The organism is Streptomyces sp. JN8 (assembly GCF_055808075.1).
Map to the genome: position 1 here is coordinate 5,543,784 of NZ_CM147852.1, position 13,853 is coordinate 5,557,636.

Genomic DNA, 13,853 nt, shown 5'->3' on the forward strand with positions numbered 1-13,853 from the left:
AAGGACGACCGAGGAGCACGACCGACATGCCGGACACCGTCGACACCGCCGCCGCCCTGCTCGCGGCCGCCGCACAGGAGGGGCCCGGTGACACGCTCCGTATCGTGCTGCTGGTCTCGCTCGTGGGCGGTGCGCTGCTCGCCTGGTTCCTGCTGCGCGGCTACCGCACCGACGGCACGGGGGACGCCGGCGCCGCCGACCGGGCCGCCGGCGGCACCGACGGCGCCCCCGGCGGCAACACGGACCGTGACGCGAGTGCCTGAGTCGGCGTGAGCCCGTCGGCACCGCCCGCATACGATGTGCGCGAAGTCTCCGCTCCCATCCCCGATCGATAGGTCTGCCGAAGATGAGCCTCCACAGCACCGCCGCCAACCTGGTCTCTCTCGCCGAGGGCGCCGAGCACGGCGGCAACCACGCCAGCCTCAGCCCCTACCTCACCGGCTTCGGCGCCCTCGGCGCGCTGCTCCTGCTGCTGTGGATCACCACCCGCTTCAACCGCGACCGCTGAACCGGCGACCCTGATCAGGCGTCCGCTGCCGTGCCAGTAGGCTCTGCACGCATGGGAGAGCAGGAAATGCCTACTGGCGGGCGCGGTAAGCGCCGACTCGGCGTGATGGGCGGAACCTTCGACCCGATCCACCACGGACACCTGGTGGCGGCCAGCGAGGTCGCCGCCCTGTTCCACCTGGACGAGGTCGTGTTCGTGCCGACCGGGCAGCCGTGGCAGAAGAGCGACCGGGCCGTGTCTGCGGCCGAGGACCGCTACCTGATGACGGTCATCGCGACCGCCTCCAACCCGCAGTTCTCGGTCAGCCGGATCGACATCGACCGCGGCGGCGCGACCTACACCATCGACACCCTGCGGGACCTGCGCTCCCTCAACAGCGACGCGGACCTCTTCTTCATCACCGGGGCCGACGCGCTGTCGCAGATCCTCACCTGGCGCGACGCCGAGGAACTCTTCTCGCTCGCGCACTTCATCGGCGTCACCCGGCCGGGGCACGACCTCACCGACGACGGACTGCCCAAGGGCGGCGTCTCGCTGGTCGAGGTTCCCGCGCTCGCCATCTCCTCCACCGACTGCCGGGCGAGGGTCGCGCAGGGCGATCCCGTCTGGTACCTGGTCCCGGACGGCGTGGTGCGCTACATCGACAAGCGCCAGCTGTACCGCGGCGAGTGAGCTTCGGGGAGGGCCACCGGTGAACGACCAGCAGCAGCCGTACGACCCGTACTATCCGCAGCCGCAGATCATCGGCTACGACGAGCACGGGCAGCCGGTGTACCAGCAGCAGCAGCAACAGCAGCCGCAGCAGGGATACGGGTACGACCCGTACGCCCAGCAGCAGCAGTACCAGGGGCAGCAGTCCCCGCCGTACCAGGAGCAGCAGCAGGCCCCCCAGCAGCAGTACGACCCGTACGGGCAGCAGGGCTACGCCTACCCCTCCTACGACACGGGGCAGCAGTGGGCCGCCCAGCCCGAGGCCGCCGCGCCCGCCGCCCCGGCCGCACCCCCCGTGTCCCCCGCCGCGCCCGTCGCGGCGCCCCCCGGCGTCCCCGGCCAGCGCCCCGCCTCCGAGAGCCCCGCCGCGGAGCGCCCCGCTCCGGCCCGGCCCGCGGGCGACGACGACCGCGAGTACCGCACCGAGCAGTTCTCGTTCATCGAGGAGCCGGACGAGGACTCCGAGGACGTCATCGACTGGCTCAAGTTCACCGAGAGCCGTTCCGAGCGGCGCGAGGAGGCCAGGCGCCGGGGCCGCAACAGGATCGTCGCCCTCGTCGTCGTGCTCGTCCTCGCGGTGGTCGGCGGCGTCGGCTACCTCTGGTCCGCAGGCATGCTCCCGGGCGCCTCCACCGAGGAGCAGAAGGGGGGCACCGCGACCGGTCCGCAGAAGCGCGACACGATCGTCGTCCACCTCCACGACACCACGGGCGGCGGGACCTCCACCGTCCTGCTCGTCAACAACGCCACGACCCGCCAAGGCACCTCGGTCCTGCTCCCCAACTCCGTCGTCGTCGCCGACGGCGAGGGCGCCGCGACCACCCTCGGCAAGTCGGTCGAGGACGACGGCTCCAGCGGCACCCGCGAGGCGATCGGCAACCTCCTCGGCGCCCCCATCACCGGCACCTGGCGCCTGGACACGCCGTACCTGGACACCCTCGTCGACCTCGTCAGCGGCATCGAGACGGACACCGACACCGAGGTCCCCGACCCGAAGAAGGGCGCGGACCCGCTGGTCAAGAAGGGCGAGAAGCAGTCCCTGAACGGCCGGGCCGCCGTCGCCTACGCGACCTACCGGGCGCCTGGCGAGGCCGAGACCAAGCAGCTCCAGCGCTTCGGGCAGGTCATGTACGCGGTCCTGCGCAAGATCTCGGACGATCCCCGGTCGGCCACGGTCACCGTCGAGAGCCTCACGCAGATCTTCGACCCCTCGCTCTCCGAGAAGGACCTGGGCGCCGCCCTGGCCAAGCTCGCCGAGCACGCCAAGGTCGGCGACTACAAGACGGCCCTGCTCCCGGTGGGGCAGGACGGCGCGCTGACCGAGGGCGCGAGCGACAGCGTGGTGAAGGACATCCTCGGCGGAAAGGTCACCGCGCCCGAGGCCGGCGACGTGCCCCGGGTCTCGATCCGCGACGGTTCCGGCAAGAAGGCGACCGAGGCCGCCCGCATCGTCCTGATCAACGGCGGCTACGCCTTCGTGGGCGGCGGCGAGGCGGACACGCAGGAGAAGTCGCAGGTCGTCTACGCCGACGACCTCCAGAAGGCGACGGCCGCCGAGGTCGCCAAGACCCTGGGCCTGCCGGACGGCTCGGTCACCAAGGGCAAGCCCTCGGGAGCGGCCGCGGTGACCGTGGTCCTGGGCCGTGACTACGAGGTGCCGGGGGCCCGGTAGCGGCGCTCCGGAAAACGTTGGCGGGGCCGTCGGCGGTCCGTGAGACCCTGGAGGGGTACTGGACCGCCGACGAAAGCCTGCTTGTGACCGCCACGGACCGTTCCATCGAGCTCGTCAACGCCGCCGCACAGGCGGCCGCCGACCGACTCGCTCACGACATCATCGCGTACGACGTCAGCGACGTGCTGTCGATCACCGACGCCTTCCTGCTCGCCTCCGCGCCCAACGACCGCCAGGTCAAGTCGATCGTCGACGAGATCGAGGAGCGCCTCAACAAGGACCTCGGCGCCAAGCCGGTCCGCCGCGAGGGCGACCGCGACGCGCGCTGGATCCTCCTGGACTACGTCGACATCGTCGTCCACGTCCAGCACAGCGAGGAGCGTGTCTTCTACGCGCTCGAGCGCCTGTGGAAGGACTGCCCCGAGCTCGCGCTCCCCGAGGACGCGGCGAAGACCCGCGGCAAGGGCGCCGAGCACGCCGAGCTGACCGGCGTCGACCTCTCCGCGCACGCCGCCGGGCTGCCCGACGGACCGGATGGTGAGCTGAGCTGAGCACCGGCAAGAGCGGCACCGGCCGCCGCATCGTCCTCTGGCGTCACGGCCAGACCTCGTGGAACCTGGAGCGCCGCTTCCAGGGCTCGACCGACATCGAGCTGACGGAGACCGGCGTCGCCCAGGCGCGCCGGGCCGCCCGGCTGCTCGCCGCGCTGCAGCCGGACGCCATCGTGGCCTCCGACCTGAAGCGGGCGGCGGCCACCGCCGCCGAGCTGGCCGCGCTCACCGGCCACGCCGTCGCCCACGACTCCGCCCTGCGCGAGACGTACGCGGGGGAGTGGCAGGGGCTGACCCACGACGAGATCGTGGCGCGGTACGGCGAGCAGTACGCCGCGTGGAAGCGCGGCGAGCCCGTGCGCCGGGGCGGCGGCGAACTGGAGACCGAGGTGGCCGACCGGGCCGCGCCGGTGGTCCTGGAGCACGCCGACAAGCTGCCCGAGGACGGCGTGCTCGTCGTGGTGAGCCACGGCGGCACGATCCGCACCACCATCGGCCGGCTCCTCGGCCTGGAGGCGCAGCACTGGGAGAGCCTGGGCGGCCTCTCGAACTGCTGCTGGTCGGTGCTCGGCGAGGGCGCGCGCGGCTGGCGCCTGATGGAGCACAACGCGGGCACGCTGCCCGAGCCGGTCCTCGGCGACGACGACTGAGCCCCCGACCGGCCTGCCGGACCCGGATTTCACTTTCCGGCAGGTCACAGGCTAAAGTTCTTCTTGTTCGCAGCGCAGAGCGCGAAGAACACGAGGGGCTATAGCTCAGTTGGTAGAGCGCCTGCATGGCATGCAGGAGGTCAGGAGTTCAATTCTCCTTAGCTCCACAATCACCCGGATCCCGTCCCCAGCAGGGGGCGGGATTCGTCGTTCACCGGGCGGGCCGTTCCGTCACCTCCCGCAGCGCCGCGAGCCCCCGGCGGCTCTCCTCGTCGTTCGGCGTGTAGGCCACGATCCGGCACTCCGGCATCCCGTTCACCGAGAGGGACACCGAGGTCAGCCGGATCTCCCCCGTCCGAGGGTGGCGGAAGACCTTCACCCGGGTCCCCGGCGGGACCACGTCGCCGCTGCGCCAGAGCCGGGCGAACTCCGGACTGGCCTCCGCGAGCGCCCGGACGAACTCCTCCCAGGCGGGCTCGCCGACGTGGCGGCCGTACGCGCCCCGCAGCTGGGCCACCATCAGCGGCAGCTCCCGCTTCCGGTCGACGACCGGGCAGACGGGGCCGGGCACGCTGAACAGCGCCCACAGGACGTTGCGTACGCCGTACGGGCCGGTGTCCAGGCCCTCCCGGCCCTCCTGGAAGAAGAGCAGCTCGTACATGGCGTTGGTCGCCAGCACGTCGTACCGCGCGTTGTAGAGCACCGCCGGGTGCGGGTCCAGGGCGTCGAGGATGCCCTGGATCTCCGGGCTGACCACCGCCGCGTCCGAACCCGACCGCTCCGGCGCGTACGGCACCTCGGCCAGGTGGTAGAGGTGCTCCCGCTCGGGCCGGTCGAGCCGGAGCGTCCTGGCCACCGCGTCGAGCACCTGTGCCGAGGCGTTGATCGGGCGCCCCTGCTCCAGCCACGTGTACCAGGTGACGCCGACGCCGGAGAGCTGGGCGACCTCCTCGCGGCGCAGCCCCGGAGTGCGGCGGCGGAGCCCCGGTGGCATCCCCACGTCCTCCGGTGTCACCCTGGCCCGGCGGCTGCGCAGGAACGCGGCCAGTTCCGGCCGTCGGCGCCGCTGTGTCGGTACTGCTGCCACGATCGTCACACCCCCATGGTCGAGTCCCCGTGCCGCCGCTGCCAGGTGGTGTCAGTACCAGCATCAGCGGGCTCTCGTTACCCGTATCCGGTCGGGGTCACGCTCGGCGTATGACCTCGACCACGACACGTCCCGTACTCAGTAAAGACGGTGGCACCGACAACCGCCCCGGACTGCTGCTGGGCGTGGTCCTCGCCGCCCAGTTCATGGCGCTCCTCGACGTCTTCATCGTCAACGTCGCCGTGCCCACGATCCGGGTCGAACTCTCCGCCTCCGGAGCCGCGCTCCAGCTGGTCGTCGCCGGATACACCGTCGCCTACGCGGTGTTGCTCATCACCGGGGCCCGCCTCGGCGCCCTCCTCGGGCACCGCCGGATGTACCTCGGCGGCCTGGCTCTCTTCACCGCGGCCTCGCTCGCCTGCGGACTCGCCGCCGGAACCGGCCAGTTGATCGCCTTCCGGTTCGTGCAGGGCGCGGGAGCCGCCCTGATGATCCCCCAGGTGCTCAGCCTCATCCAGCGCGAGTTCGCCGGCGAGCGCCGGGTGCGGGCCCTCAGCGCCTACTCCGCCGTCCTGGCCACCGGCGCCGCCGCCGGGCAGGTCGTCGGCGGGATCCTGGTGACCGCCGACCTCTTCGGCACCGGCTGGCGGCCCGTCTTCCTCGTCAACGTCCCCATCGGCATCACCCTGCTGGTCCTCGGCGCCCGGGTCCTGCCCCGGGACGACCGGACCCCGCCCACGCGTGCGCGTGCCCTCGACCTGCCGGGCCTCGTCCTCCTGGCCGGCGCCGTGTCCCTGCTCACGGTCCCCCTGGTCCTCGGCCAGGAGCAGGACTGGCCGCTGTGGTCACGGTTCTCGCTGGGCGGCTCCGCGGCGCTCCTCGCCCTCTTCGGCGCGTACGAGTCGAGGCTGGCCCGGCGCGGCGGCGCCCCGCTCATCTCCCCGCGCGTGCTGCGGCTCCCGGGCATGGGACGGGCCGTGCTGTGGATCGCCGTGTCGATGGGGGTCAACGCCGGATTCCTGTTCACCCTCACCCTGCACCTGCAGGGCGGACTCGGCCACAGCGCGCTGCGTGCCGGGCTCACCTTCGGTCCCGCCGCGGTCGTCTTCGGCGCCATCGGGCTCACCTGGCGTCGCCTGCCGGCCCGCTTCCACCGCGCGCTGATCCCCGGCGGATTCGTGCTCGCGGCCGCGGGAGCCCTCGCCATCGGCGGACTGCTCGCGGACGGCGGTTCGGGCGGCTGGGGGCTCCACCCCGCCCTGGGTGTGCTCGGCGCCGGGATCGCGCTGGCCTTCAGCCCCGCGCTGACCGGCGCGCTGGCCGCCGTACGGCCGGAGGACGCGGCCGACGCGAGCGGTCTGCTCGCCACCGTCACCCAGCTAGGCCAGCTGATCGGGGTCGCCGCGTTCGGAACGCTCTTCCTCTCCGCGGCGGACGGATCCGGTGCCGGGAACTCGGCCGAGGCGCTGCGCACGACCATGATCGCCTTGGCCGTCGCCGCCCTGGCCGGCGCGTCGGCCGGACCGTGGCGCCGAGCACGCTGACCCCCTTGCGGGGCCATGGCAGAATCGGACGGCCGGAGGGGGACGAGGATCCGGACGGGAGGGTGGCCCAAGTGCTCGGCGACAACGGCGGGGTGTCCTATGGGTGCACGGCCTGCGGCCACAGCTGGAGCTGACTGATGGGTGCACACAGGCGGAAGTGCGACTGGTGCGGCAGCGGCACGCCCATCGTGCGCGACATGGACCCCGTCAACACGGGGTTCCAGTACTGGTGCGAGGAGTGCGCGCGGGCGCTGATCATAAAAGGCGACCCCATCGAGACGTACCGCGAGCTGGAGGGGGAGCCGATCTACGGCCGGCTCCTCGACGAGCACTGCACCCTGAAGCGGTTCTACTCCTTCGCCACGGCCTGACGCCGGAGCGTCAGCAGATAGCCCACGAGCAGCGCCGCCGTCGTCAGCGGGTAGACCGCGGAGAGCACCATCTGGCCCGCGTTCTGGTCCAGTTCCGGCCGGCCCGGGTCGTGCGGGACCCACCACAGGGCGAACGAGGCGAAGGCCAGCGCCACCGCTCCCGTCACCGGCCACGTGCGCGTGGCGCGGTCCGCGAGCAGGATCAGCAGGGGCACGCACCAGACCCAGTGGTGGGACCAGGAGATCGGGCTGATCATCAGCGCCGTGAACGCGCAGACGACCACCGCGACGGCCTTGTCGCCGCGCACGGCGGCCCGCACCGCGAGGACCATCGCCAGGCCGCCCAGGACGGCCGCCGTCACCGCCCACCACATGCCGGGGTCGTCGGTGTGCATCAGCCGGGCCAGGACCCCGCGGATCGACTGGTTGGCGGTCTCCTCGGCGAAGCCCACCCGGCCGGTCTCGAACAGCGTCTCGGTCCAGAACCGCTTCGAGTCCGCGGGCAGGGCGAGCGCCACCGCGAGCGTCGTCCCCAGGAAGACCCCGGTCGCCGTGGCCGCCGTGCGCAGCCAGGTGTTCCAGGTCCGGTCCCGGCGCCACAGCAGCACGCCAGCGACGAGCAGCAGGACCACGAAGAGCCCCGGTGTGAGCTTCACCGCGGTCGCCAGGCCGATGCCCAGGCCGGCCCAGCGGCTGCCCGGGCGCCGGGTGAGGTCCCAGAGCACCGCCACCGCTATGAGCAGGTTGATCTGGCCGTACCGCAGCGTCGTCCACACCGGCTCGCACCAGACCACCACCGCGGCGACCCACAGGGTCGTGCGCCACAGGTCCGTGCGCGACAGGGACGGGCGGACCAGCTGGAGCGAGAGCTGCACCAGCGCGACCACCAGGAGCAGGTTCCCCGCGGTGGCGAGCGTCCGCATCACGGGCACGCTCACCAGGGTCAGCGGGACGAACAGCAGGGCCGCGAAGGGCGGGTAGGTCATCCCGAGGTTCGCCGAGGTCGCACGCATCGCGTACAGGTCGCCGCCCGCCCGGACCGTCTCGCCCTCGGCCCGGTAGACCATCACGTCGAGCATGTTCACGTGGGCGAGGCGTTGCGCCACCCAGAAGGCCGTGAACGAGAGCAGGCAGATCGCCGCGGCGGTGGCCAGGGGCCACGGCCGGACGCGGGTCTTGGAGAGCACGGAGACGGACACAGTCGGCGACCCTACCCGGCAGGTCAGGGGGGCCCGGAGAATCGATTTGGAGATCTGCCGGGAAGCCGGTTAATGTTCTGTCTGTCGCCGCGAGGGAAACCGGAACGGAGACGGAAAGCAAGGGGCTATAGCTCAGTTGGTAGAGCGCCTGCATGGCATGCAGGAGGTCAGGAGTTCAATTCTCCTTAGCTCCACAGAAGAGAAGCGGGCCACCCGGATCGGGTGGCCCGCTTCTTCGTTCCCGACACGCCTGCCGACTCCGTACGGCACCGCCACCGTCTCCGCCACCGGCTCCGCTCCGTGGAACGTCGGTGCGGCCCGCTCGGGCCCTGCGGTACCCTGGCGCCATGCGTGCCGTACGCCTTCTGCTTACCGAGCCGCGCTGATCAGTCCCGGCGGACGACAGACATCCGCCGGAGTCGGCGCGGCGTCCCCTCCTGTGCGAGGGGCTTTTTCATTTCACGGCAGTCCGTGGCAGTGGGCAGAGACGATCGATGGAGCTTCAAGGACCATGACCGAGATCAATACGGCCGCCGAGACGGCGGCCCCGCATCGCTACACGGCGGCCATGGCGGCCGACATCGAGGCACGCTGGCAGGACTTCTGGGACGCCGAGGGCACGTACGAGGCCCCGAACCCCACCGGCGACCTGGCGGGCGACCCCGCGATCGCCGCACGGCCCAAGAAGTTCATCATGGACATGTTCCCGTACCCCTCGGGTGCGGGCCTGCACGTCGGCCACCCGCTCGGCTACATCGCCACGGACGTCTTCGCCCGCCACGCGCGCATGAGCGGCCACAACGTGCTGCACACCCTGGGCTTCGACGCCTTCGGCCTGCCCGCCGAGCAGTACGCCGTGCAGACGGGCACGCACCCGCGTGTGTCCACCGAGGCCAACATGGAGAACATGAAGGTCCAGCTGCGCCGGCTGGGCCTGGGCCACGACAAGCGCCGGTCGTTCGCCACGATCGACCCGGACTACTACAAGTGGACCCAGTGGATCTTCCTGCAGATCTTCAACTCCTGGTACGACGGCGAGGCCGGCAGGGCCCGCCCGATCGCCGACCTGATCGCGCAGTTCGAGGACGGCACCCGTGAGGTCCCCGGCCACACGCGCGCGTGGGGCGAGCTGACCGCCGCCGAGCGGTCCGACGTCCTGGGCGAGTACCGCCTGGCCTACGCCTCCGACGCGCCCGTCAACTGGTGCCCCGGCCTGGGCACCGTCCTGGCCAACGAGGAGGTCACCGCCGACGGCCGCTCCGAGCGCGGCAACTTCCCCGTCTTCAAGTCCAAGCTGCGCCAGTGGAACATGCGGATCACCGCCTACGCGGACCGCCTGCTCGACGACCTGGACGCGCTGGACTGGCCCGAGGCCATCAAGCTGCAGCAGCGGAACTGGATCGGCCGCTCCGAGGGCGCCCGCGTCGACTTCCAGGTCGGCGGCGGCGACGCCATCACCGTCTTCACCACCCGCCAGGACACCCTGTTCGGCGCCACCTACATGGTGCTGGCTCCTGAGCACCCCCTGGTCAACGGCGCGGCGAAGATCGTCCCGGCCGCCTGGCCCGAGGGCACCCACGAGGTGTGGACCGGCGGGCACGCCACCCCGTCCGAGGCCGTCGACGCCTACCGCAAGCAGGCCGCCTCCAAGTCCGACGTCGAGCGGCAGGCCGACGCCAAGGAGAAGACCGGCGTCTTCACCGGCGCGTACGCGACCAACCCGGTCAGCGGCGAGCAGGTCCCGGTCTTCATCGCCGACTACGTCCTGATGGGCTACGGCACCGGCGCGATCATGGCCGTCCCCGCGCACGACAGCCGCGACTTCGCCTTCGCGCGCGCCTTCGAGCTGCCGATGCGCTGCGTCGTCGAGCCGAGCGACGAGCGCGGCACCGACACCTCGACCTGGGACGACGCCTTCTCGTCGTACGAGGCCAAGCTGGTCGACTCCTCCAACGAGGACATCGCACTCGACGGCCTGGGCGTCGTCGACGCCAAGGCGCGGATCACCGCCTGGCTGGCCGACCGCGGCATCGGCGAGGGCACCGTCAACTTCCGCCTGCGCGACTGGCTGTTCAGCCGCCAGCGGTACTGGGGCGAGCCCTTCCCGATCGTCTACGACGAGGACGGCGTCGCCCACTCGCTGCCCGAGTCGATGCTGCCGCTGGAGCTGCCGGAGGTCGAGGACTACTCGCCGCGCACCTTCGACCCGGAGGACGCGGACACCCAGCCCGAGACCCCGCTGTCCCGCAACGAGGACTGGGTCAACGTCACCCTGGACCTCGGGGACGGCGCCGGCCCGCGCCGCTACCGCCGCGAGACCAACACCATGCCCAACTGGGCCGGTTCCTGCTGGTACGAGCTGCGCTACCTGGACCCGAACAACGCCGAGCAGCTGGTCGACCCCGCCGTCGAGCAGTACTGGATGGGCCCCCGCGAAGGCATGCCGACCGGTGGTGTCGACCTGTACGTCGGCGGCGCCGAGCACGCCGTGCTGCACCTGCTGTACGCGCGCTTCTGGTCGAAGATGCTGTTCGACCTGGGCCACATCTCCTCGGCCGAGCCGTTCCACAAGCTCTACAACCAGGGCATGATCCAGGCCTTCGTCTACCGGGACGCGCGCGGCATCGCCGTGCCCGCGGCCGAGGTCGAGGAGCGCGACGGCGGCTTCTGGTACGAGGGCGAGAAGGTCAGCCGCGTCCTGGGCAAGATGGGCAAGTCCCTGAAGAACGCCGTGACTCCCGACGAGATCTGCTCCGAGTACGGCGCCGACACCCTGCGCCTGTACGAGATGGCGATGGGCCCGCTGGACGTCTCCCGTCCCTGGGACACGCGCGCGGTGGTCGGCCAGTACCGGCTGCTGCAGCGGCTGTGGCGCAACATCGTCGACGAGTCGACCGGTGAGGTCACCGTCGTCGACACCGCGGCCGACGAGGACACGCTCCGCGCCCTGCACAAGGCGATCGACGGCGTCGCGCAGGACATGGTCGCGATGCGCTTCAACACCGCCATCGCCAAGATCACCGAGCTGAACAACCACCTGACGAAGTCCGGTGGCGCGCTCTCCCGGCCGGTCGCCGAGCAGCTGGTCCTGCTGGTCGCCCCGCTGGCCCCGCACATCGCGGAGGAGCTGTGGCGCAGGCTGGGCCACACCGACTCGGTGGTCCACCAGGCCTTCCCGGTCGCCGACCCGGCGTACGTCGTCGACGAGACCGTGACCTGCGTCGTGCAGATCAAGGGCAAGGTCAAGGCCCGCCTGGAGGTCTCCCCGTCGATCACCGACGCGGAGCTGGAGGCGCTGGCACTGGCCGACTCCCACGTGGTCGCCGCGCTGGGCGGCGCCGAGATCCGCAAGGTGATCGTCCGCGCTCCGAAGCTCGTCAACATCGTCGCCGGCTGACCCACACAGGGATGTCCCCTACGGGCAGGTTGGGGGTTCCGATGGAACCCCCGGCCTGCCCTTTCCGTTTACCGTGGAGGAACCACATCCGTGGGGACCGGACGGACGCCGGAGGGGCGAGCATGGAAGCCGAAGCCGCGATTATCACGATCATGGCGCTGCTCTTCTTGTCCTTCGTGGCGCTGGGGGTCTACGCCACGGTGCGGGCGGCCAAGGCCGCCAAGCGCGGCGTCGACCGCACCATCGACCAGGCCCGGCGGACCGTCGAGGACACCACGCTCCGCGCCAAGAGCTACGGCCAGACCGGGGCGGCGGGCGAGCTGGCCCGGCTGAGGCTCTCGCTGCGCACCTCGATGCGGGCCACCCAGGAGGCGCTGCAGGCCGGGGTCCACGAGGACGCCTCGCTGAAGGAGTCGCTGGAACTGTTCCACCGGCTCAGCGCGCACGGGCTCGAACTGGACGAGGACATGAAGCGGATCGAGCGGGAGCCCGACCGCGCCTGGGTCGCCGGCCAGCTCCCCGAACTCACCGCGCGGACCGAGCGGATCACCAGCTCGGCCGACGCGCTGCGCCGCGCCGCCCGTGAGAGGGCGCTCCGGTTCGCCGAGGACGACCTGTCCTCCCTGAGCGCCCAGATCGACGTCGAGGCGGGTGCCCTGCGGCACTGGACGACGACGGGGACGGACACCGCGTCCGGCACCCCGGGGACGGTTCCGGGAGCGGCCTCCGGGAACCCGGCACAGGGCGGCAGGGGCGCGGCGAGCGGGAGTTCCGCGCCGGCGGCCGGCAGCGAGCCGTCCGCGATCACGGCCCCCGACCCCCGACTGACCTCCTACCCCTGGGAGAAGTCGGCCCGCCCGGAGACCACCACCTGACCCGACCACGGGCGCGTCGGACCGGCGGGACACCGAGCGGCGCGCCGTCCGGTGCCGTGCGGACGCTCCTCGGCGGGGGCCGGACTCCCGTGCGCCGGTCTCGGCGGGTAACCTCCCGCTCATGTCCCGGCATGTCGCGATCGTCACCGATTCCACGGCCTACCTGCCACACCAGACCAGGGAGCGGCACGCGATCACCACGGTCCCGCTGACCGTCGTCATCGGCGACCGGGCCCTCGAGGAGGGCACGGAGGTCTCGGCCAAGGCGCTCGCCGAGGCCCTGCAGAAGAAGCGGTCCGTCACCACCTCGCGGCCCAGCCCCGAGGTCTTCGCCGAGGCCTACCGCGAGGCCGCGGAGGCCGGTGCCCGGGGCGTCGTGTCCCTGCATCTCTCCGCGGAGGTCTCCGGGACCTACGACGCGGCCGTGCTCGCCGCGAAGGACGCTCCCGTGCCCGTGCGGGTCGTGGACACCCGGATGATGGGCATGGCCCTGGGCTTCTGCGCCCTCGCGGCGGCCCAGGTCGCCGAGGCGGGCGGATCGCTCGACGAGGCCGTCGCGGCTGCCGAGAAGCGCGCCGCGGGCACCTCGGCCTACTTCTACGTCGACACCCTGGACTATCTGCGCCGCGGCGGACGCATCGGGGCGGCGCAGGCGCTGCTCGGCTCCGCGCTCGCGGTGAAACCGCTCCTCGAACTCGACGGCGGACGCATCGAGCTGCGCGAGAAGGTGCGGACAGCCTCCAAGGCCATCGCGCGGCTGGAGGAGATCGCCGTGGAACGGGCCGGCTCCGGCGCCGTGGACATCGCCGTCCACCACCTCTCCGCGCCCGAGCGGGCCGCCGCGCTCGCCGAACGGCTCGGGGAGCGGGTGCCGGGGGTGGCGGAGCTGCACGTCAGCGAGGTGGGCGCGGTCATCGGCGCGCACACCGGGCCCGGGCTGCTCGCGGTCGTCGTCTCACCGCGCTGATCCGGGCGACCCCTCCCCCCGGAGGAGTGACGGAGTTGTCCACAGCGGGGGCGCCGTCCACGGAACGGGGCTGAGGCCCGCACGGCACGGCGGTGATTCCTACCGTCGCATGCATGACTCTTCGTACACGCATCGCATCCCGTACGGGCATCGCCGCCCGTGCACGCGTCTCCTCCACGGCTCCCGGTGTGCTCGGCGCGCCGGGCGCTCCGACCAGTGGTCCAGGCAGGGCGCCGGGCTCCGACGGGAGGAGCCGTCCAGGAGCCCGTGGCGCGCCCTCCGGGCGGGTGAGGAGGCGGACCCGGGTTCGGAGGGTCGGGA

13 protein-coding genes and 2 tRNA genes are annotated in these 13,853 nt (G+C 72.0%); 13 read left to right on the forward strand and 2 right to left on the reverse strand.

Annotated features, from left to right (window positions below; genetic code table 11):
• The first annotated feature begins 26 nt into the window (after positions 1–26).
• The 7 genes from ACY0MR_RS24370 (at position 27) to ACY0MR_RS24400 (ending at position 4,259) form a co-directional block, all read left to right on the forward strand.
• The gene (locus tag ACY0MR_RS24370) at positions 27–263 is read left to right on the forward strand and encodes a hypothetical protein (RefSeq protein ID WP_404082945.1); all 237 of its coding nucleotides are present in this window, start codon (positions 27–29) and stop codon (positions 261–263) included.
• Between the two features lie 83 nt (positions 264–346).
• Positions 347–508 (forward strand): hypothetical protein, encoded by a 162-nt coding sequence (locus tag ACY0MR_RS24375; protein WP_361856377.1) that lies wholly within the window; start codon positions 347–349, stop codon positions 506–508.
• Positions 509–559: 51 nt separating this feature from the next.
• Positions 560–1,180: a nicotinate-nucleotide adenylyltransferase gene (nadD, locus tag ACY0MR_RS24380; RefSeq protein WP_361856380.1), complete on the forward strand. Its 621-nt coding sequence runs from the start codon at positions 560–562 to the stop codon at positions 1,178–1,180.
• Between the two features lie 19 nt (positions 1,181–1,199).
• Entirely contained in the window at positions 1,200–2,891 is a 1,692-nt protein-coding gene (locus ACY0MR_RS24385) for an LCP family protein (RefSeq protein ID WP_473555347.1), read from the forward strand.
• A gap of 83 nt (positions 2,892–2,974) precedes the next feature.
• Positions 2,975–3,442 (forward strand): ribosome silencing factor, encoded by a 468-nt coding sequence (gene rsfS, locus ACY0MR_RS24390; RefSeq protein WP_361849505.1) that lies wholly within the window; start codon positions 2,975–2,977, stop codon positions 3,440–3,442.
• A complete protein-coding gene (locus ACY0MR_RS24395; RefSeq protein ID WP_392043425.1) occupies positions 3,439–4,092 on the forward strand; it encodes a histidine phosphatase family protein in 654 nt (217 codons plus the stop codon). The genes rsfS and ACY0MR_RS24395 overlap by 4 nt, the downstream gene beginning before the upstream one ends.
• A 94-nt stretch (positions 4,093–4,186) precedes the next feature.
• Positions 4,187–4,259 (forward strand) — tRNA-Ala (locus tag ACY0MR_RS24400).
• A 44-nt stretch (positions 4,260–4,303) separates the two neighbouring features.
• On the opposite strand, the gene ACY0MR_RS24405 is transcribed toward ACY0MR_RS24400, so the two are convergent.
• On the reverse strand, positions 4,304–5,188 hold the full coding sequence (locus ACY0MR_RS24405) for a helix-turn-helix transcriptional regulator (protein ID WP_388798868.1): 885 nt from the start codon (positions 5,186–5,188) through the stop codon (positions 4,304–4,306).
• 101 nt (positions 5,189–5,289) lie between these two features.
• Here ACY0MR_RS24405 and ACY0MR_RS24410 point away from each other — a divergent pair, with 101 nt between their 5' ends.
• Together ACY0MR_RS24410 and ACY0MR_RS24415 are read left to right on the forward strand one after the other, a co-directional pair.
• Positions 5,290–6,723, forward strand: coding sequence for an MFS transporter (locus tag ACY0MR_RS24410; RefSeq protein WP_473555351.1), 1,434 nt, complete (start codon positions 5,290–5,292; stop codon positions 6,721–6,723).
• A 137-nt stretch (positions 6,724–6,860) separates the two neighbouring features.
• Entirely contained in the window at positions 6,861–7,094 is a 234-nt protein-coding gene (locus tag ACY0MR_RS24415) for a hypothetical protein (protein WP_017239283.1), read from the forward strand.
• Here the strand turns inward: ACY0MR_RS24415 and ACY0MR_RS24420 are convergent.
• Positions 7,073–8,293, reverse strand: coding sequence for a glycosyltransferase 87 family protein (locus ACY0MR_RS24420; protein WP_388798874.1), 1,221 nt, complete (start codon positions 8,291–8,293; stop codon positions 7,073–7,075). The two genes, ACY0MR_RS24415 and ACY0MR_RS24420, sit on opposite strands and share 22 nt — an antisense overlap.
• A 121-nt stretch (positions 8,294–8,414) precedes the next feature.
• Here ACY0MR_RS24420 and ACY0MR_RS24425 point away from each other — a divergent pair.
• From ACY0MR_RS24425 to ACY0MR_RS24440, 4 genes are all read left to right on the forward strand, one after another.
• Positions 8,415–8,487 (forward strand) — tRNA-Ala (locus ACY0MR_RS24425).
• A 317-nt stretch (positions 8,488–8,804) separates the two neighbouring features.
• Positions 8,805–11,690 (forward strand): leucine--tRNA ligase, encoded by a 2,886-nt coding sequence (leuS, locus tag ACY0MR_RS24430; RefSeq protein WP_404082410.1) that lies wholly within the window; start codon positions 8,805–8,807, stop codon positions 11,688–11,690.
• A gap of 122 nt (positions 11,691–11,812) precedes the next feature.
• A complete protein-coding gene (locus ACY0MR_RS24435; protein WP_388798880.1) occupies positions 11,813–12,565 on the forward strand; it encodes a hypothetical protein in 753 nt (250 codons plus the stop codon).
• 121 nt (positions 12,566–12,686) lie between these two features.
• Complete coding sequence (locus tag ACY0MR_RS24440) at positions 12,687–13,532, forward strand: DegV family protein (RefSeq protein WP_361849518.1); 846 nt, start codon at positions 12,687–12,689, stop codon at positions 13,530–13,532.
• The last annotated feature ends 321 nt before the right edge of the window (positions 13,533–13,853 follow it).

Bases quoted from the DNA above. Each gene is read 5' to 3' on its own strand.
- ACY0MR_RS24370 (WP_404082945.1), top strand. From the start codon at position 27: ATGCCGGACACCGTCGACACCGCCGCCGCCCTGCTCGCGGCCGCCGCA.
- ACY0MR_RS24375 (WP_361856377.1), top strand. From the start codon at position 347: ATGAGCCTCCACAGCACCGCCGCCAACCTGGTCTCTCTCGCCGAGGGC.
- nadD (WP_361856380.1), top strand. From the start codon at position 560: ATGGGAGAGCAGGAAATGCCTACTGGCGGGCGCGGTAAGCGCCGACTC.
- ACY0MR_RS24410 (WP_473555351.1), top strand. From the start codon at position 5,290: ATGACCTCGACCACGACACGTCCCGTACTCAGTAAAGACGGTGGCACC.
- ACY0MR_RS24415 (WP_017239283.1), top strand. From the start codon at position 6,861: ATGGGTGCACACAGGCGGAAGTGCGACTGGTGCGGCAGCGGCACGCCC.
- leuS (WP_404082410.1), top strand. From the start codon at position 8,805: ATGACCGAGATCAATACGGCCGCCGAGACGGCGGCCCCGCATCGCTAC.
- ACY0MR_RS24435 (WP_388798880.1), top strand. From the start codon at position 11,813: ATGGAAGCCGAAGCCGCGATTATCACGATCATGGCGCTGCTCTTCTTG.
- ACY0MR_RS24440 (WP_361849518.1), top strand. From the start codon at position 12,687: ATGTCCCGGCATGTCGCGATCGTCACCGATTCCACGGCCTACCTGCCA.